The following is a 20746-nucleotide window of genomic DNA, read 5'->3' on the forward strand; positions in this document are numbered from 1 at the left end:
TGGTGCCCCTCGTCGAAACGATTCGGATGAACGATACGAACGGGTATCCGGTCGGACTCGCGTGTCGGCGCCGGGTACGCATCGGGGGGACGGGCCGCCCGTACCCGCCGACCCTGGCCGGAGGCTCACCGTGCGAGACGGGGCAGTCATTCCTGCTCACTCTCCTCCGCCGGGGTTCGGGGCATCGGGACCGGGCCTTCGGGCCCGCGGTGGCAATCGCCCTTGGTACAGGACGGCGGCATCACCATGCGTGACCCCCAGTCAACCCCGTGTGGGGGTGAGAGGGAAGCCGTTTGTGACCGAAAGTGCTTGATCGTCAGGAACGAGTGAACATCTCTGAGCAGTTGGTGACCTCTTGCGTGATCGCCTGCGGGCGGCGAGGGGGCCCGCTCGGGCAGTCCGCGCCGTCGATTTCACGCCGCCGCCTCGCCACCCCTTGCCGCCGCCCCGTTCCACCGCCGCGGACAAGCCGACGGCCCCGTCCCGGTTTCCCCGGGACGGGGCCGTACGCCGTGTCTTCCTCAGGCGCCCTTCAGGTGCCGCATCAGCCGCTCGAAGTCCTGCCAGCCCGACAGGTCCGACGGATCGCCCGGCAACGGGTAGTACAGCGCCGGACGGGACCTCGGGCCGAGCTGGACGGGCGGCTCGGAGAGCGGGGTGCGCCGGGCGCGGTCGCCGGGCATCTCGCGCACCTCCTCCGCACCGAGCACGAAGGCCAGCGGGACCCCCGGCCCCTCGAAGCGCGGCGGCACGGCCAGGTCGCGCCGCGCCTTGCGGAGTTGGACCAGCATCGACTGGAGGTGATGACGGGTCGCGAGCACCTCGGCCACCCGGGGCAGGACGTCCAGCGGGGGCTCCTCGCCGGGGCCGTAACCGAACGCCAGCGTGACGTCCTCCTCCACACCCGCCTTCGTACGGCTGATGCGGACCGTGGCCAGGCCCGGCCGGTCCGGGCTGCCGACCACCACGAGCCAGGTCGGCTCGGGCGCCCGGTCGAAGGCGACATCGGTCAGCCTGCGCAGCGACCACGGCAGGTTGGCGGGCTCGGCGGTGCCCCACCCCGCCGGGGCCTGCCCCGTCAGCTCCTGCCACACCGCTTCCAGGGCCCCGCCCAGCACCAGCCGGTCGTCCGCCGGGTGGACCGCGCGGAACGAGATCGCCAGCTGACGCTCACCGGTGTCCGTGACCTCCTGGTAGGCGGCGGCCACCGGTGTGCGCGGGTCCTCGGGAGTGGCGTCGGCCGACTCGACCGTCGCGAACATGCCGTTCTGCCAGCGCAGTACGGCACCGGACAGACCGTCGTAGTAGCCGTCCTTCTCGTCCTGCACCACCCACCGCGAGGGCCAGCCGCTCAGGCTGTTGCGTACGGCGGGGGAGAGCGTGGCACCCGGCGAGGTGACGATCTGGAGCCCCAGCTCGGCATTGGCCGCGGCCCGGAACGCGTCCGAGAGCCAGGCCGTCATGGCGATCACCGGACGGTCCTGGATGATGACGGCCACCTTGTCGGTGAGCGCGTCCACGGCGGGCTGCGCGGCGGCGGGCGTGGGCGCGACGCTCACCCCGTCGGTCTTCACCACCGCGAGGGAACGCGCGGCCTCCGGCGGCCAGGCGGAGCCCCCGGCCAGGGTGGCGATCCGGGCCGCGAAGGTGCCCGCGAGCAGCTCGGCCTCCTCGACACCGGTGGTGGCGCGGGCCTCCGTCCACCAGAACGGGACCGGCGGCGCGGTGGCCCCGAGCAGCCGCTCGGCCTCGCCCGCCACCTGCACCAGCAACGGCGCCTCGATGGAGACGAGCGGCCGGCCCTGTTCGTCGCAGAGCTGCACGACGGCATCCTCGCCCGCCGTCCCCACCAGCTTGTCCGGGCCGCCCGCGAGCAGGCCCGCGAGCACGGTCAGCGGGTCGGGCATGCGCGTGGTGAGGGCGATGACGTCCTTGGTCATGTGGTCGGCCGTTCCTTCTTCGTCCGGGGTGCGGATGTGCGGTGGGCAGCGGTTCGCGGACGCGGGACCGCTCCCGGGCGCGTCACTCCGCGGTGTACACGGTCTGGATCAGACGGTTGGGCTGGCCCCTGCGGATGAACACACCGCGCCCCGGCGGCTGCTGGGTCGCGTACACACCGGGGAACAGCTGGCCCTCGCTGCGGTCGCCCGCCATCAGGAGCGCCGAGGCCCCCGACTCGCGCAGACCCAGCATCAGCGGGTCGTACATGCCGCGCGAGGCGCCCGCGACCCGGCGGGTCAGCACGAAGTGGAGCCCGATGTCCACGGCGGAGGGGATGTACGGCAGGAACGGGTCGAGCGGCGACTGCCCGGCCGTGGTCAGCACGTCGTAGTCGTCGACGAGGATCACGATCCGCGGACCGCTGCCCCAGCTGCCGGGCTCCAGGTCCTCGGTGTCCGCCCGGTCGTCCGGCAGCCGCTTCTCCAGCTCGGTGGCGATACCGGCGGCCAGACCCGCGCACATCTTGGGGTTGTACGCGTAGCCGCCGCGGAACTCCTCCGGGATCGCGCCGCGCAGACCGCGCCGCGGGTCCATGACGGCGAAGACCAGCTCGTCCTCGCCGTATCGCTCGATCAGCCCGCCGGCGATCGTCTTCAGCAGGTTCGTCTTGCCGCACTCGCTGTCGCCCAGGATCAGCAGATGCTGGTCGTGGTGGAACAGGTCGAGCACGGCGGGCGCCAGCGCCGTCTGGTCCAGGCCGATCGGCACCCGCTTGGGCTCGGCGACCGGGCCCGGCAGCAGATGCGGCTCCAGGACGTGCGGCAGGATCCGCACCGGCTGGGCGACCTCGCCGCTCCAGGTGGCGCGGATCGTACGGGCGGTGTGCTCCAGGACCGCGCCCAGGTCCGAGACGTCCGCGAGCCCGTCCGTGCGCGCCAGCGCGACCTGCGCGAAGAGCTTGCCGTCGGTGAGGATGCGGCCCGGCTCGTCGGGCGACAGGGTCTGCGCCAGCTTCCGGTCGATGCTGGACTCGCTGGGATCGTTGAGCCGCAGCTCGACCCGGGTGCCGAAGTTCGACTGGGTGGCGATGCGCACGTCGTTCCAGCGGAGCATGCCCGCGACGACGTGGATGCCGTAGCCGCCACCGCGCTTGAGGATGTCGACGACGGCGTCGTCCAGCTCGTCGAAGTCGTCGCGCAGCGCACCGAAACCGTCGATGATCATCACGATCTCCGCCGAGGCCAGCTGCGGCAGCCGGCCTGCCGCGTGCAGCGAACGCAGCTGCTCCACGGAGTCGATGTTGTGCTCGCGGAAGAGCTCCTCGCGGACCGCGAGCATGCCCCGCACCTCCTCCACGGTGCGTCCCGCGCGCTCCCGGTCCGCGCGGCCGGCCACACCGCCGACGTGCGGCAGCCCCGACACGGCCTGGAGACCGCCGCCGACCAGGTCGAGGCCGTAGACGCCGACCTCCTGCGGGGTGTGGGTCAGCGAGATCGCCAGCGCGAGCGTGCGCAGCAGCGTCGTCTTGCCGGCCTGCGGACCGCCGATGACCGCGACGTGACCGCCCGCCACCGTGAGGTCCAGATACCACAGGCCCTGCCACTGCTTGGTCGGGTCGTCGAGCAGCCCCAGCGGCACCTGGAGCGGACCGCGCCGCGCGGCCAGCTGCATCCCGCGCGGGCCCACGTCCAGCGGCCCCGCGACCTTGTCCAGGGCGACGGCACCGGGCAGCGGCGGCAGCCAGATCCGGCGCACCGGACCGGCCGCCTCCCGCAGCTGGTCGACGATGACACCCATCTCGGTCGGCCCGGTCTCCCGGCGCCGCACCTTCGGCTCCTCGCCCGAGGTCTCCGGCTCGGCCAGGGTGTTGAACGCCTCGTACTCCAGGGCGAGCGGACCGGCGTCCTCCTCCTGCGTACGCTGCACCGGGCCCCGGTACGCGCCCGAGACATAGCTCGCCTTGAAGCGCTCGTAGTGACTGGTGTCGACCTTGAGATAGCCGAAACCGGGCAGCGGCGGCAGATGGAAGGCGTCCGTGGTGTCCAGGACCGTGCGCGACTCGTCGGCGGAGAACGTACGCAGACCGAGCCGGTACGAGAGATAGGTGTCCAGGCCCTTGAGCTTGCCGCCCTCGATCCGCTGGCTGGACAGCAGCAGATGCACACCGATGGAGCGGCCGATACGGCCGATGGACAGGAACAGGTCGATGAAGTCCGGCTTCGCGGTGAGGAGTTCACCGAACTCGTCGATCACGACGAACAGGTGCGGCAGCGGATCCAGATCGGGCCGCCGGTCCGCGCGCAGCGCCGCGTAGTCACCGATGTCGGCGACATTGCCCGCGTCCTTGAGCACCTGCTGGCGCCGCTTGACCTCACCCGCGAGCGAGGCGTGCACCCGCTCGACGAGGCCCGCCTGGTTCTCCAGGTTGGTGATGACACCGGCCACGTGCGGCAGCTCCGCGAACGGGGCGAAGGTCGCACCGCCCTTGTAGTCGACCAGGACCAGCGCGAGGTCCTCCGGCGGGTGCGTGGCCACCAGGGCCAGGACCAGGGTGCGCAGCAGCTCCGACTTGCCGGAACCGGTCGCCCCGACACAGAGTCCGTGCGGCCCCATGCCCAGCTCGGAGGACTCCTTGAGGTCCAGGAGCACCGGCTGGTGGGAGTCGCTGATGCCGATCGGCACGCGCAGGAAGGCACGTTCACCGCGCGGTGCCCACATGTGCGAGAGGTCGAGCTGTGCCACGTCGTCGATGCCGAGCAGGTCGGCGAAGTCGACGGGCCCGGACAGCGGGGCGTCCACCAGAGATTCGGCGGACAGCCGCATCGGCGCCAGCATCCGGGCCAGGCCCTCGGCGAACGGGATGCTGACCTCGTCCACGGTGCCGTGGGCGCTGATCGGTTCCTGCTCGCGCAGGTCCTCGATGACCACCCCGTCGCCGTCGACGGTGATCCGTACGCTGACGTGTCCCGGCTCCTGGACCCGGTGTTCGAGCAGGTGGAGCACGCTGACGCCCATCTCGCGCAGCCCGACCGCGTCGTCCGGGCGCGGCAGTTCGACGGCGTCCTCGCCGTGCCCGTCGGTGACGACGAGCAGCCGGGACGTCATGGACAGCGCGTCCTTCCCGGACAGACCGCGCCGAACCTCGGCCGCGTACGAGGCGCGGCGGCGCAGCTCCGGACCGATCTGGCGGGCCAGCTGGGGCGCGGACGGGGCGATCCGGCGGGCGGCGACCGGGCCGTCGAACTGCTCGGTGTCGAGCAGGTGCGGCATCCACTTGGCCCACTCCCAGTCGGCCAGCCGGTCACCGGGCACGGCGAGCGCCATCGCGACATCGTCGGGGGCGTGCGTGGCGGCGGTCTGGACGAGCAGGGCGCGCGCGACGCGCAGACAGTCCTCGCGGGGGCCGATGACGCTGATGTTGCCGACCCGGTCGAGCGGGACGGTGAGCGGGAGTTCGGTACCGGTACGGAAGCGGTCCATCAGCGCGGACGCCTCGTTGAGCATGAAGGTGTCGGGCGGCGAGAGGACGGACGATCCCTGCTGGGCGACCTTCAGATCGCGTACCGGCATCTCACCCGTGCCGACGCGGACCCGCAGGAAGTCGCCGTCGAGCCGGCGCCGCTCCCAGACCCGGGCAGGGTCGCGCACTATGTCGTACAGGGCGTGCGGCGGCGGATTGAGGACATCGGCCCGCTCGGCCCGCCGGCGCTCCTCGACCGACAGCTCCTCGCGCAGGTCCTCCAGATAGGCGAGGTAGGCCTCGCGCTGGGTGCGGCGGGTGCGCTGGGCCTTGCCGCGCTGCGAGAAGACGAGCGCCACGGAGCCGATGACGGTGACGACGAGGATGATCGCACCGAGCCCCGCGAACTGACTGTTGCGTACGACCGTCATCATCACGACGGAGGACATCACACCGGCGACGGGCAACAACGACATCGCGATGTTGCCCGACTTGCCCTCGGGCAGGTTCGGCGGGGCCTCGATGGTGCGCGCCTCGGAGGCGGCCGGCGGCCGGGTGGTCCTGGCCGGGCGGTGGATCAGTCGGGTACTCATCGTCGTCCGTCACTCGGGGTCGGGTCAGGTCGGCATCGGGACCGGTGGGTGCTGCCGATCGTGATCAGTGGTGCTGCTGGGAGAGCCGGAACACGTCCGCGGCGAGCCGGGTGGCGGCCTCCCGGGTCGCGTGCGCCAGGAGTTCGGTACGGATCTCGCCGCCGGCCGCCAGATGCCGGTCGTACGGCAGCACCTGGACACTCGCGCCGGTGGCCTTCAGCTTCTGTGCCGCCTCTTCGAGATCGAGCCCGGGGTGCGGCACCAGTTCGCTGAGCACGACGACCGTGCCGGCGATCACCTGCCGGGGCAGCGACTGCATCCACGTCAGGACCGCGTACGTGCTGGTGATGCCCTCCAGCGTGGCGGGGGCGGCCAGCACCCGGGCCTGGGCGGCGGACAGCGCGACCCGGGCGACCTCGGCGGGCAGCGTCTCGCAGTCGACGACGGTGACGCCGAAGTAGCGGCGCAGCGAGACCATGACCCGCTCGTACGCCCTGCTGTCCAGCATCGCGCCGATCTGGCCCTGACTGCCGGGCAGCAGCCAGGCGTTGCCGGGGAGCTGGACGAGATAGCCGGTGATGTCCAGCAGCGACATCTGCGGCTCGATGATGCCCGCCAGGTCACCGGTGGTCCAGCGCAGCGACTCGGCGCCGAGCCGCAGCGGCAGCGAGCCGAGCGCCGGATCGGCCTCGACGAAGAGGACCGGGTCCTGGCGGTAGTGCGCGTACGTGGTGCCGAGCAGCGCGGCGACGGTCGACTTGCCCGCGCCGCCCCGGATGGAGGTGACGGCGATCTGCCGGCCGGTCGTCACCGGCTGCTGGAGGATCTCGGCGGTGGCGGTGGTACGGGCGACCTCGCGCGCGGCCGAGGACGACACGCTCACCCGCAGGGCGCGCGCGGCCCGCGTGGCGAACGGCTCGCCGCGCCGCGCCTTGCGCCCGACGGCGGCCAGCGCCCGGTCCACCACGGGCCGGGAGTCGGGGGTGTGGTGGGGCCGGGTGCCCGGGGTGTACGCGGGCTGCGCCTGGGGCTGCTCCGGCTGCGGCTGCGGCTGCGCGACGGGGGGCGCGACCACACCCTGGTGTCCCTGGTGGCCGGGGTGCTGCTGGGGCGGCTGGTGCTGTTCCTCGTAACCGGCGTACTGCTGCTGCGCCGCCTGCTGTTCCGGGTGCCCGGCGTACTGCCGCTGTGGCTGCTGCTCTTGGTAACCGGGGTGTGGCTGGGCCGGCTGCTGTTCCTGATAGCCGGCGTACTGCTGGGGCTGTTGGGGCTGCTGGTAGTTGGGGTGCTGCTGGGGCGCCCCGTAGCCGTGGGCGTTCTGTGCGGGCAGGCCGGGACCCGGCGCGGCGGCACCGTACGGCTGACCGTCCTGACCGCCCTGACCCTGCGCGGGCGCACCGTGCCCCTGACCGCCGGGGCCCTGCGCGCCCTCCTGGGCGGCGCCGCTCCTCATGGCGCGCAGCACATCGCCCTGCCAGTTGTCTTCGTTCGGCATGTCTGCCCTTCTTTTTCGCCCTGCTGCCCCGCCCGGAGCACCTGCGCGTCGACTCAGAACTTGTTGAGCAGCTGTCCGTACACGCCGAACACACCGACGGCGAGCGGGAAGAGCCCCACCACACCGATGGATTCGACCAGATCGGCCATGCGCCGCAGTCGGACCTGCACATGCTCGGGCGGCTGCACCGCCAGGACGAGCAGCGGCAGCACCGCGGCCACGACCAGCAGGGCGAGCGGTCCGGCGCCCCCGGCGTGCTGCATCCACAGCATGACCAGGCGCACGACCAGGACCGCGGCGGCGGCGAAGAGCGCCACGACCTCGGCGACCAGCGGGAAGGCCCGCGCCCGGGAGAGCAGCACGAGGGCCACCAGCGAGGGCAGTGCCACGGTCCACACGGACGGCTTGTCGGCCAGCGTGAGCAGCCAGCCGCCGGCCGCCGCGGAGACCGCGGTGACCACCGTCGCCAGGGCGAGGCCGCGGTGGGTGGCCGCCAGCGCGTTGCCCACCTGGTGCCGGCTGACGGAGGCGCCGCCGGAGCGGCGGTCGTCCAGCGCGGTGAGCCCGGAGGCCGCCAGCGCGAGCCGGGGGAGCAGTCCGAGCAGTACGACGGAGAAGACGGCCATGACCGCGCCGAGCCGGGCCAGGTCGTCCTGGACGGCGGCGACGGCCTCCCACACCACGGTGATCGCGGTGGTGGCGACGGCGCCGATGAGCCCGCCGCGGCCGAGCGGCGAGAAGTAGCCGAGGAGCACCAGCGTCAGGACCAGCGCGGCGGCGACGGCGGCGAGCCGCGCGGTCCCCGACCAGTCGTAGGAGTCCGCGGCGGTCCAGGCGGTGAGGATGCCGAGGCTGCCGGAGGCGAGCAGGAGCGCGGTCGCCAGACCCCGGTTGCCCTGCCCGATCTTCGCGATGAGCGCACCGGCCGCCAGCAGCACCAGCGTGGCGGCCGCGAGGGCGGTGGTCAGCGCATCCAGGGCGAACTCGCGTCGGGCGAGCAGCGCGGCGACCAGCGCGAAGGCCACGGACGCCACACCCGCACTCGTCCGGCGCGCGGCGGGGCGCCAGCGCCAGGCCTGCAGATCGAGATCGTCGGCCACCAGATCGGTGACGTCGTGCACGACCGGGGCGGGGGGCGCGGAATGGGCCCGGACGAGCCGGAGCACCGCACCGTCCGCGATCCCCGCCGAGGACAGTGTGCTGTCGTGGGGGAGTGCGGAGCCGTCCGACGTGATCAACTGCCGTGTCATCGGGCGTGCTGCCGCCCGGTCGTCCAGCAACTGCAGAATGTCCGGCAGCAGCTGCCCGATCGGTGTGTCGGACGGCAGGACGATGTCGGCCCGGCGTCGCTCACCGACCAGAGTCACCCGGCTGAGCTGCGCTCGGGAGGTCGTTGCTGTGCTCACCACTTTACGGGAACCTATCATCGCGACGTTTTGAGGAGTCGGGCAGCTTGGCGTGCCCATGCTACTAGCGCCTTCTCGATCCCCTTTGCGGGGAACTCTTTCTGAATTCGCCGGAGTCACCGAGTTATTGGGGATTCTTCGCCGAATCCCCGGATTTCTCCGGTTGAGCCGTTTTCACCGGCTGCTGGTACTGCTGTTCCTGACGCTGCTGCTTCTGCTGTTCGGCCTTCTGCTTCTCCAGCATGTTCTGGACAAAGGACCACCCCACGCATCCCGCGCACAGCACGGCGGCGATGGCGATCCCCGCGAACACCTTTCCGAGCCGCTCGTCCGCCGTACGCCGCGCCCGCTGCGCGCCGAACAGCAGTGCGTCACGCATCCTGCGCCGGCGTACCGCCACCGACTCCAGAAGCTGGCTGTCGTAATCCCGTGCCATTCGTCTTGTCGTCCGTTGCCTCAGTCGTACGTTGCGTCGGTCATGGTCGCTGCATCATCGCCCGTCGGCGCGAGGAACGGCGGCCGGGGCCGGGTCACTCCCGCGCACTCCGGGGAGCGGCGTATTCCGCATCAGCCGGCGGGCACCGTACGGGAATCCCCCAATTCACTCCTGCAACATAAGGCATGGGTGAGCAGGCAGTACAGCCCAGGTTGCGGCAGGAGCGAGCACGGCGAACGCGCATTGCGTATTCGTCAGGGATCATCCTGCGAGCCGTCGGCCACGGCCTCGTACCAAGCGCACAACGACTCGGCCACGGCGTCGAGGAGGCCGCTCCGCGCCGCCTGTGCGATCGTCCCGTCGGAGAACCGCTCCCCGCGCACCACGGCCGTGGCCGCCCGCACCGCGTCGGCCGGACCCAGCCGTCCGTCGGCGGGCACGGCAGGCGGCGGATTGTCCTGCCACAGGTACGCGGGCGTCACCGCGCCGACGGCGGGCAGCGCGCGCACCAGGCGTTGGAGCCGCTCGCTGTGGAGCGGGTGGCTCATCCGCCAGGTGCCGTCGGGCTGCTGCCCGCCCTCGGACCACCGCACGGCGCGGTCCTCGTCCGTGAGCGCGGCGAGCGCCTCCCTCAACTCGCGCCACGCGTCGGCGTTCTCGCGGTCGAGCTGGGCCAGCAGACGCCGGTCGTCGGCCTCGGTGACGACGCGGGCCAGCTCCCTGAGCGCGGCCAGGGACGGAGCCGCGCTCAGGGAGCCCGGGACGACATGGCTGACCCGCCTCGGGTCCGTGCCACGGGCCAGCTCGGCGAGCGCGGCCGTGGGGACGAGCCCGCGCGCCTTGGCGGCGTTGAGCTTCGCGGACCACTCAAGCCCTTCGGCGAAGCTGGCCGCGTCACCGGCCGGCCGCAGACACCATCCGGCCGCGTCTTCCTCGTCATTGGCCCACAGGTAGCCCATCGCCTCGCCGCGGGAGTTGGCGACGGTGAGGTGGTGGACCGGCCTGTCGGTCGTGTTGCGGTAACGCGGTGCGTCAGCCCGGTTCACCATGACTCACTCCTGCCCCGGACCGCCTGGTTCTCGGTTCATCGGGATCCGGTGAGCCTCTTCGTCGTCGATTCGATGAAGGCGGCGGCCTCGATCTCGGTGATCTGGACGTGGTCGACCTCGTTGTGGCCGAGTTCGTACAACCTGAGGTATTCCGTCGGTTCCCAGCGGAGGTTGCGCGTGAACGCCTCGTCGTACGTCCGGCCGTCGTCGACCCGGCGCCGGACGATACCGCGCGGGCTGCTTCGCGGGTAGCCTTCGCTGATCTTCGCGTAATACGTGATCTCGCCCTCGGCATCAAGAGCGTCGAGCGTGGCCGGTGCGAGCGTGAGGAAAGGGGGCGCGGAGAGGTAGCTCGACAGCTCCGCAAGCTGGATCATCGCACCATTGAGGTCGATGAACTCCTCGACGAAGAACCCGCCGCCCCGTTCGTACAGGGCCAGCAGCGGCTCGTAGGGATCCGGGAGATCCGGCAGGTCGACCTTGCTCTCGGCACCGAGCGCCGCCCAGCGGACAGCCCCCCGGCACGTCGTTTCGACCGAGAAGGGGCCGACACCTCTCAGGACCTCGTCGAGCTCGGCGGCGATGTCGTCGGGTGTCTGGACGGTGGGGTCGACATGCTCCGCCAGGTCGAAGAACGGCCAGGACTGCTCGGCACCGTAGTGGTGCGCCCAGAGAGCTGCCCGGCGCAGGTACTCCCGCATCAGGCGTGCGCGGGAGTTCTCGTGGCGGTAGGCCTCGTCCACATCGGACCAGTCGACGGCACGCAGTCGCTCAAGCACCGGGCGTGCGGGATGAGTCACTTGAGGTCCAGCCCCTTTGCTCGAAGTTCCTGGAAGATACCCTTCACCAGGTCGTCGATATTCGACAAATCGTCCGCCAGCGTCACCTTGGGATGCTTGAGCCCCAGCCGCTGCCAGGCCCCTCCGAAGCCGCCGCGCACAGGGTTGGGCGACAAGTCATGGGCACCGGCCGCACTGAGACTCTTGGGTGACCGCCGGCTGTAGGTCCCGTCCTCGTCCAGGCGCCACAGCCCCGTCTGGTCGTGGAGGTACGGCAGGCCGGACTTCATCAGCTGGCTCTCGACGTACTCGTGCGTCATGAGGTTCTTGAACTCGGCGATCTTCGCCTCGGAGAGGGTGCCCTTCCGCGCTCCGTCCCACATCGCCGCGATGTCGTCCCGCGGTGTGAAGAGCCCACGCCTCACGTCGCCGGGCTGCACGACAACATCGTGCTGCGAGCGGATCATGTGGCTCTTCACTTCGCGGAGCACGGACTCGTCGACACCGGTGTTCCGCGCCATTTCCGGCAGGTCGACATGGTTCGGTGTGGCCCGCAGCTGCTCGTAGATCCCGGCCGCGTAATCCGAGGGCTGATGCACCCAGCCGGCGCCGCTCCAGCCGCCGTTGGGGCCGTGGGTGTACGGACCGCCGTCGTCGTCGGCCCGCGCTCCGTCCGCCGCATCGTCCCCGGCGTCCGCGGCGTCGTCTCCGACGTGTGTGGCGTCGTCACCCACGTGTGCTGCGTCATCGCCCAGGCGTCCGACGTCGTCTCCCACCGACCCGACACCGTGGGCTGTCGAGTCCACGTCCCTGCCGAGTGCGGACACGACGTCGTCGACGCTGCGCCCGCCGATCGTGATGGCACCCGCGTCGTGCGGCACCGGCACCTTGCCGAAGAGCTCCGACTGCTCGGCCTTGATCGCGGCCAGTTCGTCCGGGGAGACGCCGGGCAGGCGCTCCTTCTCGTACAGGACGTGGCCGTCCATCTTGGCCGCGAAGCTGTCCGCGGTGTGGAACTGCAACTCGAAGGTCTGACCGCTGATCGGGTCGCGCCAGGTCGAGTTGATGCCCTTGTAGCCGGTGGAGTCCCAGGTGTTCTTGAACGTGACGTTCTCGAAGCCCTTGGCCTGCAGGTCGTCGATCGCCTGCTGTACACCGTGGGTGTAGCTGTTGCTCGGTACCTCCATCGTGTAGCGGATGGAGTCCTTGATGTCGCCGAGGGCCCGAGCGGGGTCCATGCCGACGTCTTCGAGCATGTCCGTGGCGAGCTTGCGCTTGAGCGAGTCCTCGCCCTTGAGGCGGTACTCGAGGCCGATCAGCTTACCGTTGTCGACCTTGCCCGCGATGCCCTGCATCGACTCGGTGATACGCGGTTCCGCCTCGGTGGACCGGCGCATGAAGTCGTCGGCCGCCGCGTTCGCCTCGCGGTCCAGGCGCAGACCGTTCTCGCCCGCCCAGGAACCGTCGGACAGGTTGCCCCGGGGGCCGTCGGGGACGACCCCGCCGGGAACGCCGCCGTCGCCGCCATGAGGGGGGCCCGGAAGGTCGGATCCGGGACCGTCCGGAACGTGGTCGCCGCCCGTGGACGGCCCGTCGTGGCCGTGGCTTCCGGGACCGTCGTGACCGCCGCCGTGACCGCCGTTGCCGTCGCCGTGGTGTCCGCCGGTGGACGGTTCGTGGCCGGCGGAGGGGCCGCGCCCGAGGTCGTCCGTGTGGCCTCCGGGCAGGTGGTCGCCGGTGTGGCTGGCCGGCAGGTCGTTGCCGAAACGGCCGGTGTCGCCGAGGTCGCCGCCGAGGTGGACGGCGTTGTCGCCGACGTGGGCCGATACGTCGGCGGTGTGGGCGCCGACGCCGACCAGGGCGGGTTCCCTGACCGGGCTGTTGGTGTGCGGGGTGTCCGTGTGCGTGACGTCGGGCGAGGGCTCGACGGCGGCGTCGTCGGCCTTCTGGACGATGTCGCCGTGTTCGTCGAGGAGGTTGCCTTCGTTGTCGAAGTACTGGACGGGCACGTCGGCGTGGGTGGGGAGTTTGGTGGTGCCTTCGGGTAGGACGGGGACGCCGTCGGGAAGTTTGACGTTGCCGTCGGGGAGTTTGACGCCGCCTTCGGGGATGGCGGCGCCTTCGGGGAGATGGACGGTGCCGTCGGGGAGGTGGATCGTGCCTTCGGGCAGGCTGATCGCGTCGTCGGGGAGCCTGGGGATCTCGATGTTGGTGATGCCCTTGAGGCCCTTGGTGATGTCGCCGATCTTGGACAGGCCCGCGCCGGCGCCCTTGGCGATGTAGGTCATGGGGTCGATGACCTTGCCGGCCTTGCCCGCGACGGACAGGACCTTCGCGACCGCGCCGGCCTTCCCGGCCCCTGCGGCGGCGCCGCCGGCGCCTCCGGTGAACACGGTGGTCAGGACGTTGAACGTGACGGCGCCGGCTGCCCGGCCGGGGTTCTTGCCCCACTCGTCCCACGCGACCAGGGCCTTGCCGGTCTCCTTCATCGCGGTGCGTGAGTCGCGGAGCCAAGAGGGCAGTTTGTCGTCGGGCAGGGTCCAGAACAGGGTGCTGGCGCCGGGGACGGCGCTGATGACGAGGCCGGTCGCGAGCTGGGCCAGGCCCTTCCAGGCCTGTCCCATGGCGTCCCAGCCACCGAACCCGACCAGGGTTCCCAGGCCCTTGATGGTGCCCCAGATCCCGTCGACGATCAGTCCGTCCCAGACGAACGACTTGACCCAGTGGCCGACTTCGTACCAGTGGTGCTTCTCCTCGACCGGGTCGCCCCAGGGAAGCTTCGCGTTCTTCAGGTCGTCCGCGTTGAACCCGTACTGGTCCTTGCGTTCGGACCCGTCCCCGGCGACCATCTGTGTTCCGCCGAACAATGCGGTGATCTTGTTGTGACAGGTGCGTTCGGCGGCCCAGAACGCGGCGACGGTCGCGGTGATGTCATCGCGGAGCTTGTTGTGCTCCTCGACCTTGTCCCCGTCGTACTCCCACTCGTCGTCGTCCTTGTTGTCGTTCACGAACGTCGTCGCGTCCGTCTTGAGCTGCGCGAGCTTCGTGACCAGCGGACGGATCTCCGTCGCGTAGTCCGACAACGAGGAGGCGACCTTCTCCAGATCGTCCGCGAAACCGTCCGCCCGGTCCTGTACCGGCTTCGTCGACGCGAACAACTGCTCCGCTTCCGGAGCCTTGTAGTACGCCGACAGCGCCTGGAAATGGGTATGGACGGACGAACCGGTGTCCCGGATATGACCCGCATCGGTCTTCAGACTCGCATGGTCCTTCTCCAGCTGACCCAGATCACCCGTGTACTGCGGAATCGCCTCAGGCTTGATCACCGCGACTGCACCCCCGGCTTCTTCGGATCCAGATCCACCGCACCGAGCGCCTTGCGCTGTGCCTCGGCGGCCATGTCGAGGTCACCGTTCAGGTACGCGGTCGTGGCGTCCACCGCACCGGTCAGGGACTTGCCCGCGCGTGCCGCGATGAACTTCAGGTCCGGGGTGGTGTGCTCGGCGAACTTCGACAGCGCCAGCGCGACCAGACCACCCACGGCCTGCTCCCCGCCCTTGCCGCCACCGCCGTCGCCGCCGCCCTCGGCACTGATCGTGCCCGCACTCGACGCCGCCGACGACAGATGATCCCCGTACGACGTCGCGTGTGTCTGAATCTTCGACGCGACCTCACCCGTCGTCTTCAGCACACCCTGAATACCTTGCGGCTTCAGATCCCACCCGGTCATGCGCTACCTCATGCTCCCCGTTACCGCCCCGACCCCGAACCCACCCCAGGCAGGTTTCCCGGGCGAGTCAGCCGATGTTGTCGACCGCTGCCTTCGCGCGCGTGATCGTGTGCTGCGCCGTGCCGTCGTTCTTCTCCAGCGTCGTCTTCAGCAGCTGGATGATGTTCTTGACCTCCTGCGAGGAACGGTTCCACCGCAGTTCCTTGCCGTGGTACTCGTCCGCCACCCCGTCGGCCGCGAAGTCCGCCATCGCCGCCTTCACCTGGCCGTCGCGCGCGGCGATCACTTCCTCCAGCCGCGCGATCACCACCTGGATGTTGCCCTGCGCGTCCGCGGACGCACCCGTGTCGTACGCGCGACGGTCACCGTTACCAGCCATCAGAAACCAACCCCCCGTTTGTTACCGGCCGCCGAAGCGTGCCGCGTCGAAATTCGCCGCGGACATCTGCTGCCGCGCGTTGTCACCCTGCTCCTGGTCACCCGAACCGAACGCCTGCTCCATCCCCGACTGACCACCGAGGAGAGCCGACAGCGAACCGTTCAACGCCGCCGTGATCTCGTCCGACCTGCTCTTGAACGAGTCGAACGCCGCACGCCCCGCACCGTGGAACTTCCCCTCCAACGGCGCCGCCGCCTGAACCAACTGACGGATCAACGTGCCCAGATCATCACTCGACCCACGCGACTTCGACGACAGATTCGTCAGAACCTGCGCCCCCATGTCGAACTTCATTCAATCCCCTTGCCGAGCTCGAGCAAACAAATGTTCTGACCATGCCTATCAACTCCCCGGGTCCGGAGGCAATTGGGGCCTATGGTGCTGTTGAGAGGCTGTGACAGAACCATCGGTGATCCGGTGCGGGCAAGGAGAGCCGAACACGGAGCGCTTGCCCCGGCACGGCGTGCGCACGATCACAGCCGCTGCCGCCGCTCGGTCGCCGCCGGACGGATCTGGTCCCGCCGGGGCGCCGGTTGCTCACGCTCTGAGACAGAATGCCGTTTGGCACAAGCCGTGTCGCCGCCGGCCACTATCCACTTCCGCGCCTGCTGCACAGCTGTTTCACGTCCGCACCGTGTGTGCGGACCGCGCGACGACTCCTGGAGTGCAGATTGACTACGACGTTCCGCTCTCGTATCACCGCCCGGATCGGGCGAACTTACCTGTCCAGGATCCAGAAGTACGGGATCGGGTCCTCCACGGTCAGGCTGCTCCCCGACGACCTGCTGATGATGATGCGCAGGGACGGCCTCGACCCGGTGGACAAACTGGCCAGGACCCGGGCGAAGCGGCCGGTGCACAAGGTCTCGTTGCCGTTCGGCATGGACGCCTGGGTGGTCAGCGGCTACGAGGAGTCGAAAGCCGTTCTCGGTTCGGCCGACGGATTCAGCACCGACTTCGCCCACCTCGCGACGAACGCCGGAGTGGCCGCCGAGCAGAGTCCAGGCGGGCTCGGTTTCAACGATCCTCCCGTCCACACGCGACTGCGCCGCATCCTGACCCCGGAGTTCACGATGCGCCGGCTGCGGCGCCTGACCCCCAGGATCGATGCCATCGTCGAGGAACGCCTGGACGCGATGGCAGCCGCCCGGGGCCCGGTCGACCTGGTGCAGGAGTTCGCGCTGCCGATCCCCTCCCTCACGATCTGTGAGCTGCTCGGTGTGCCGTACGAGGACCGCGACGACTTCCAGCAGCTCGCCATGGACCGCTTCGACCTCTTCGCCGGGACGACCGCGCCCTTCGGCGCGATGTCGGAGTCGCTGGCGTACTTCAGGGACGTCGTCAAGGCACAGCGGGCGAAGCCGGGCGACGGCCTGCTCGGCATGATCGTGCGGGAGCACGGCGACAGCGTCGACGACGAGGAACTCGCGGGCCTCGCCGACGGTGTGCTCACCGGCGGGTTCGAGACGACCGCCAGCACCATCGCGCTCGGCTCCCTCGTACTGCTGCAGAACGCGGACGTCCTCGATCGAATACGTGACGACGACGCCATGACCGCCCCCTTCGTCGAGGAGGTGCTGCGCTACCTCTCCGCGGTGCAGATCGCCTTCCCCCGGTTCGCCCGCCACGACATCGAGATAGGCGGAGTGGTCATTCCCCAGGGCGACATGGTGCTCTGCTCGCTGAGCGGCGCCAACCGCGATGCCGGGTACGTCACGGACGACGGGCGCTTCGACCTGGACCGCATCCCCTCGGCCGGTCATCTCGCCTTCGGCCACGGCATCCACCGCTGCGTCGGTGCCGAACTGGCCCGCATGGAGCTGCGCACCGCCTACCCGGCCCTGGCCCGGCGGTTCCCCGGGATGCGGCTCGCCGTCCCGCCCCAGGACCTGGCCTTCCGCAAGCTGTCCATCGTCTACGGCATCGAGTCGTTGCCGGTGCACCTGCGCTGAGACGCTCGTACCGGGTTGTGCCGCGGGGCCAGGGCCTGTCCGGCCGGCGCCGTGACGGCGGAGCCCGGTCAGTGCTGCCGGTGAGTTCGCCGCTGAGGGTCTTGCGGATCTCGGCGCTCGGCTCGTTCAGGCCGATGATCTCTACGGTCTTGCCGCGCTGGGCGTACTTGGCGGTGACGACCGCACGCGACGGACACCATCACCATGACGGCGGCGAGGGCGGCCACGGGAATGCGGGAGACGACGGGTCCGAAGACGATGCACAGGACCATCAGGAAGGCGCCCGCGAGGAAGGTCGACAGGCGGGTGCGGGCGCCCGACACCCGTACGTTGATCGTCGTCCGGCCGATCACGGCGCAGCCGCCCATGCCGCCGAAGAAGCCCGTGACGATATTGGCGATGCCCTGGCCGACGGACTCGCGGGTCTTGCCGGAGCGGGTGTCGGTGATGTCGCCGACCAGCCTGGCGGTCATCAGGGACTCCACCAGGCCCACCAGCGCCGTGGCGAGACACCTTCAGGGACGGTCAGGAGGGGCGGAAGCCGCGCAGCCGCGCGGCCGGGGAGCGTACGGAGGGGGACAGGAACGGGAAACCTGTCGTGCGGGAGGGAACGTGTGATGGGCCGAGGGAGGCCGGAGGCGCTCCCTCGGCCTCTGCTCCCTCAGCACTCGATGATGTTCACCGCGAGCCCGCCCCGCGCCGTCTCCTTGTACTTCACGGACATGTCCGCGCCCGTCTCCTTCATGGTCTTGATGACCTTGTCGAGGGAGACCTTGTGGCTGCCGTCGCCGCGCAGCGCCATCTTCGCCGCCGTGACGGCCTTGACCGCGGCCATGCCGTTGCGCTCGATGCACGGGATCTGGACGAGACCGCCTACGGGGTCGCAGGTCAGGCCCAGGTTGTGTTCCATGCCGATCTCGGCGGCGTTCTCGACCTGCTCGGGGGTGCCGCCGAGGACCTCGGCGAGGGCGCCCGCGGCCATGGAGCAGGCGGAGCCGACCTCGCCCTGGCAGCCGACCTCGGCGCCGGAGATGGAGGCGTTCTCCTTGAAGAGCATGCCGATGGCCCCGGCCGCGAGGAGGAAGCGGACGACGCCGTCCTCCTTCTCCGCCTCGGTGGCCCCGCCGGCCGCGAAGTTCATGTAGTAGTGCAGCACCGCCGGGATGATGCCCGCGGCGCCGTTGGTGGGCGCGGTGACGACCCGCCCGCCCGCCGCGTTCTCCTCGTTGACCGCCATCGCGTAGAGGGTGATCCACTCCATCGCGTGGGCCTGCGGGTCGCCCTCGGCGCGCAGCTGGCGGGCGGTGGTCGCGGCGCGGCGGCGGACCTTGAGGCCGCCTGGCAGGATGCCCTCGCGGGACATGCCGCGCGAGACGCAGGCCTGCATGACCCGCCAGATGTCCAGCAGCCCCGAGCGGATCTCGTCCTCGGTGCGCCAGGCCCGCTCGTTCTCCAGCATCAGCGAGGAGATGGACAGGCCGGTGTCCCGGGAGAGCCGCAGCAGCTCGTCGCCGGTGCGGAAGGGGTGCTTCAGCACGGTGTCGTCGAGCACGATCCGGTCCTCGCCCACCGCGTCCTCGTCGACGACGAAGCCGCCGCCGACCGAGTAGTAGGTCTTCTCCAGGAGAGGGGCGCCCTCACGGTCGAAGGCGAAGACCGTCATGCCGTTGGCGTGGTACGGGAGGGCCTTGCGACGGTGCAGGATCAGCTGCTCGTCGGCGTCGAAGTCGATCTCGTGCATGCCGAGGAGGTTGATCCGGCCCGTGGCGCGGATCTGTTCCACCCGCTCGTCGGCCGACTCCACGTCGACGGTGCGCGGCGACTCGCCCTCCAGGCCGAGCAGGACGGCCTTGGGGGTGCCGTGGCCATGACCGGTCGCACCGAGCGAGCCGTACAGCTCGGCGCGTATCGAGGCGGTGTGGGCGATCAGGCCCTCGTTCTTCAGCCGGCGCGCGAACATACGGGCGGCGCGCATCGGGCCGACCGTATGGGAGCTGGACGGGCCGATGCCGATCGAGAACAGGTCGAAGACCGAGATGGCCACGGGTGACTCCTCAGGGGTTGGTAGACATCGTCGTCTGCCGGGTGGTGCGGTACCGGCCGGGCCGGGCGGCCCGAAGCGCGGGGGGCATGGGACGGGGCACCGCGCTCACTGTTCAGTGTGCGTGGTGCCCCGCCCCAACGTGTTGCCAGAACCTGTCCGGACTACTTCAGGCCGGGGTACAGCGGGAACTTCTCGGCCAGCGCGACGACGCGGGCCTTCAGGGCGTCCGCGTCGTAGGACGGCTTGAGCGCGGCGGCGATGATCTCCGCGACCTCGGTGAAGTCCTCGGCCTGGAAACCGCGGGTCGCCAGGGCCGGCGTACCGATCCGCAGACCCGAGGTGACCATCGGCGGCCGCGGGTCGTTCGGGATGGCGTTCCGGTTGACCGTGATGCCCAGCTCATGCAGCCGGTCCTCGGCCTGCTGGCCGTCCAGCTCGGAGTTGCGCAGGTCGACGAGGACCAGGTGGACGTCCGTGCCGCCGGACAGCACGGAGACACCGACCTCGGTGACGTCCGGCTGGACCAGGCGCTCGGCGAGGATGCGGGCGCCGTCCAGGGTGCGCTGCTGGCGCTCCTTGAACTCCTCGGTCGCCGCGACCTTGAACGAGACCGCCTTGGCCGCGATCACGTGCTCCAGCGGGCCGCCCTGCTGGCCCGGGAAGACCGCGGAGTTGATCTTCTTGGCGAGCTCCTGCGTCGACAGGATGACGCCACCGCGCGGACCGCCGAGGGTCTTGTGCGTGGTGGTCGTGACGACATGGGCGTGCGGCACCGGGTTGGGGTGCAGACCCGCGGCCACCAGGCCCGCGAAGTGCGCCATGTCGACCATCAGGTACGCGCCGACCTCGTCCGCGATGCGGCGGAAGGCGGCGAAGTCCAGCTGACGCGGGTACGCGGACCAGCCGGCGACGATCAGCTTCGGCTTGGACTCCTTGGCCAGACGCTCGACCTCGGCCATGTCCACGACGCCGGTCTCGTCGACGTGGTACGGGACCACGTTGTAGAGCTTGCCGGAGAAGTTGATCTTCATGCCGTGGGTCAGGTGACCGCCGTGGGCCAGGTTCAGGCCCATGATCGTGTCGCCCGGCTTGAGCAGCGCGAACATCGCGGCGGCGTTGGCCTGCGCACCGGAGTGGGGCTGGACGTTCGCGGCCTCGGCGCCGAACAGCGCCTTGATGCGGTCGATGGCGATCTGCTCGACGACGTCGACGTGCTCGCAGCCGCCGTAGTAGCGGCGGCCGGGGTAGCCCTCGGCGTACTTGTTGGTGAGGACGGAGCCCTGGGCCTCCATGACCGCGACCGGAGCGAAGTTCTCCGAGGCGATCATTTCGAGGGTGGACTGCTGACGGTGGAGCTCGGCGTCGACAGCGGCGGCGACGTCCGGGTCCAGCTCGTGGAGGGAGGAGTTGAGAAGCGACATC

The 20746-nt window shown here is 70.4% G+C and carries 14 protein-coding genes and 1 pseudogene; 1 reads left to right on the forward strand and 14 read right to left on the reverse strand.

Going from position 1 to position 20746, the window contains the following annotated elements; all coding sequences use genetic code 11:
• Nucleotides 1-521: 521 nt before the first annotated feature.
• The 11 genes from BT364_RS21310 to BT364_RS21360 form a co-directional block, all read right to left on the reverse strand.
• Entirely contained in the window at nt 522-1940 is a 1419-nt protein-coding gene (locus BT364_RS21310) for a DUF6177 family protein (protein WP_072486811.1), read from the reverse strand.
• An 82-nt stretch (nt 1941-2022) separates the two neighbouring features.
• A complete protein-coding gene (gene eccCa, locus BT364_RS21315; RefSeq protein WP_072486812.1) occupies nt 2023-5994 on the reverse strand; it encodes a type VII secretion protein EccCa in 3972 nt (1323 codons plus the stop codon).
• Nucleotides 5995-6058: 64 nt separating this feature from the next.
• A complete protein-coding gene (locus tag BT364_RS43135) occupies nt 6059-7489 on the reverse strand; it encodes a MinD/ParA family ATP-binding protein (RefSeq protein WP_256260110.1) in 1431 nt (476 codons plus the stop codon).
• 53 nt (nt 7490-7542) lie between these two features.
• Nucleotides 7543-8916: a type VII secretion integral membrane protein EccD gene (eccD, locus tag BT364_RS21325; protein ID WP_072486813.1), complete on the reverse strand. Its 1374-nt coding sequence runs from the start codon at nt 8914-8916 to the stop codon at nt 7543-7545.
• A 103-nt stretch (nt 8917-9019) separates the two neighbouring features.
• Entirely contained in the window at nt 9020-9331 is a 312-nt protein-coding gene (locus BT364_RS21330) for a hypothetical protein (protein ID WP_072486814.1), read from the reverse strand.
• Between the two features lie 254 nt (nt 9332-9585).
• Nucleotides 9586-10380: a DUF6508 domain-containing protein gene (locus BT364_RS21335; protein ID WP_072486815.1), complete on the reverse strand. Its 795-nt coding sequence runs from the start codon at nt 10378-10380 to the stop codon at nt 9586-9588.
• Nucleotides 10381-10415: 35 nt separating this feature from the next.
• Nucleotides 10416-11180 (reverse strand): hypothetical protein, encoded by a 765-nt coding sequence (locus BT364_RS40250; protein ID WP_256260111.1) that lies wholly within the window; start codon nt 11178-11180, stop codon nt 10416-10418.
• Nucleotides 11177-14485: a hypothetical protein gene (locus BT364_RS44280; protein ID WP_371268630.1), complete on the reverse strand. Its 3309-nt coding sequence runs from the start codon at nt 14483-14485 to the stop codon at nt 11177-11179. The genes BT364_RS40250 and BT364_RS44280 overlap by 4 nt, the downstream gene beginning before the upstream one ends.
• Entirely contained in the window at nt 14482-14889 is a 408-nt protein-coding gene (locus BT364_RS21350) for a DUF6507 family protein (protein WP_072486816.1), read from the reverse strand. The genes BT364_RS44280 and BT364_RS21350 overlap by 4 nt, the downstream gene beginning before the upstream one ends.
• Nucleotides 14890-14956: 67 nt before the next feature.
• Nucleotides 14957-15268: a pore-forming ESAT-6 family protein gene (locus BT364_RS21355; RefSeq protein ID WP_072486817.1), complete on the reverse strand. Its 312-nt coding sequence runs from the start codon at nt 15266-15268 to the stop codon at nt 14957-14959.
• A 21-nt stretch (nt 15269-15289) separates the two neighbouring features.
• A complete protein-coding gene (locus tag BT364_RS21360) occupies nt 15290-15622 on the reverse strand; it encodes a hypothetical protein (protein ID WP_072486818.1) in 333 nt (110 codons plus the stop codon).
• Nucleotides 15623-15999: 377 nt separating this feature from the next.
• Between BT364_RS21360 and BT364_RS21365 the strand changes: the two genes are divergently transcribed.
• The gene (locus tag BT364_RS21365; RefSeq protein WP_256260112.1) at nt 16000-17280 is read left to right on the forward strand and encodes a cytochrome P450; all 1281 of its coding nucleotides are present in this window, start codon (nt 16000-16002) and stop codon (nt 17278-17280) included.
• Nucleotides 17281-17438: 158 nt separating this feature from the next.
• Here BT364_RS21365 and BT364_RS21370 read toward each other — a convergent pair.
• The 3 genes and pseudogenes from BT364_RS21370 to glyA all read right to left on the reverse strand — a co-directional run.
• A pseudogene (locus tag BT364_RS21370) lies at nt 17439-17789 on the reverse strand (SulP family inorganic anion transporter); the annotation flags it as partial.
• Nucleotides 17790-17941: 152 nt separating this feature from the next.
• The gene (locus BT364_RS21375; RefSeq protein WP_072486819.1) at nt 17942-19324 is read right to left on the reverse strand and encodes an L-serine ammonia-lyase; all 1383 of its coding nucleotides are present in this window, start codon (nt 19322-19324) and stop codon (nt 17942-17944) included.
• A gap of 161 nt (nt 19325-19485) precedes the next feature.
• Nucleotides 19486-20745 carry a serine hydroxymethyltransferase gene (glyA, locus tag BT364_RS21380; RefSeq protein ID WP_072486820.1) on the reverse strand — a complete coding sequence of 420 codons (1260 nt, stop codon included), beginning with the start codon at nt 20743-20745 and terminating at the stop codon, nt 19486-19488.
• Nucleotide 20746 lies beyond the last annotated feature (1 nt).

Origin of the sequence: Streptomyces atratus (assembly GCF_900119365.1) — a bacterium.
GTDB classification, from domain to species: domain Bacteria; phylum Actinomycetota; class Actinomycetes; order Streptomycetales; family Streptomycetaceae; genus Streptomyces; species Streptomyces atratus_B.

Bases quoted from the DNA above. Each gene is read 5' to 3' on its own strand.
- eccCa (WP_072486812.1), bottom strand. From the start codon at position 5,994: ATGAGTACCCGACTGATCCACCGCCCGGCCAGGACCACCCGGCCGCCG.
- BT364_RS21335 (WP_072486815.1), bottom strand. From the start codon at position 10,380: ATGGTGAACCGGGCTGACGCACCGCGTTACCGCAACACGACCGACAGG.
- BT364_RS21355 (WP_072486817.1), bottom strand. From the start codon at position 15,268: ATGGCTGGTAACGGTGACCGTCGCGCGTACGACACGGGTGCGTCCGCG.
- BT364_RS21310 (WP_072486811.1), bottom strand. From the start codon at position 1,940: ATGACCAAGGACGTCATCGCCCTCACCACGCGCATGCCCGACCCGCTG.
- eccD (WP_072486813.1), bottom strand. From the start codon at position 8,916: ATGATAGGTTCCCGTAAAGTGGTGAGCACAGCAACGACCTCCCGAGCG.
- BT364_RS21360 (WP_072486818.1), bottom strand. From the start codon at position 15,622: ATGAAGTTCGACATGGGGGCGCAGGTTCTGACGAATCTGTCGTCGAAG.
- glyA (WP_072486820.1), bottom strand. From the start codon at position 20,745: ATGTCGCTTCTCAACTCCTCCCTCCACGAGCTGGACCCGGACGTCGCC.
- BT364_RS21330 (WP_072486814.1), bottom strand. From the start codon at position 9,331: ATGGCACGGGATTACGACAGCCAGCTTCTGGAGTCGGTGGCGGTACGC.
- BT364_RS43135 (WP_256260110.1), bottom strand. From the start codon at position 7,489: ATGCCGAACGAAGACAACTGGCAGGGCGATGTGCTGCGCGCCATGAGG.
- BT364_RS21350 (WP_072486816.1), bottom strand. From the start codon at position 14,889: ATGACCGGGTGGGATCTGAAGCCGCAAGGTATTCAGGGTGTGCTGAAG.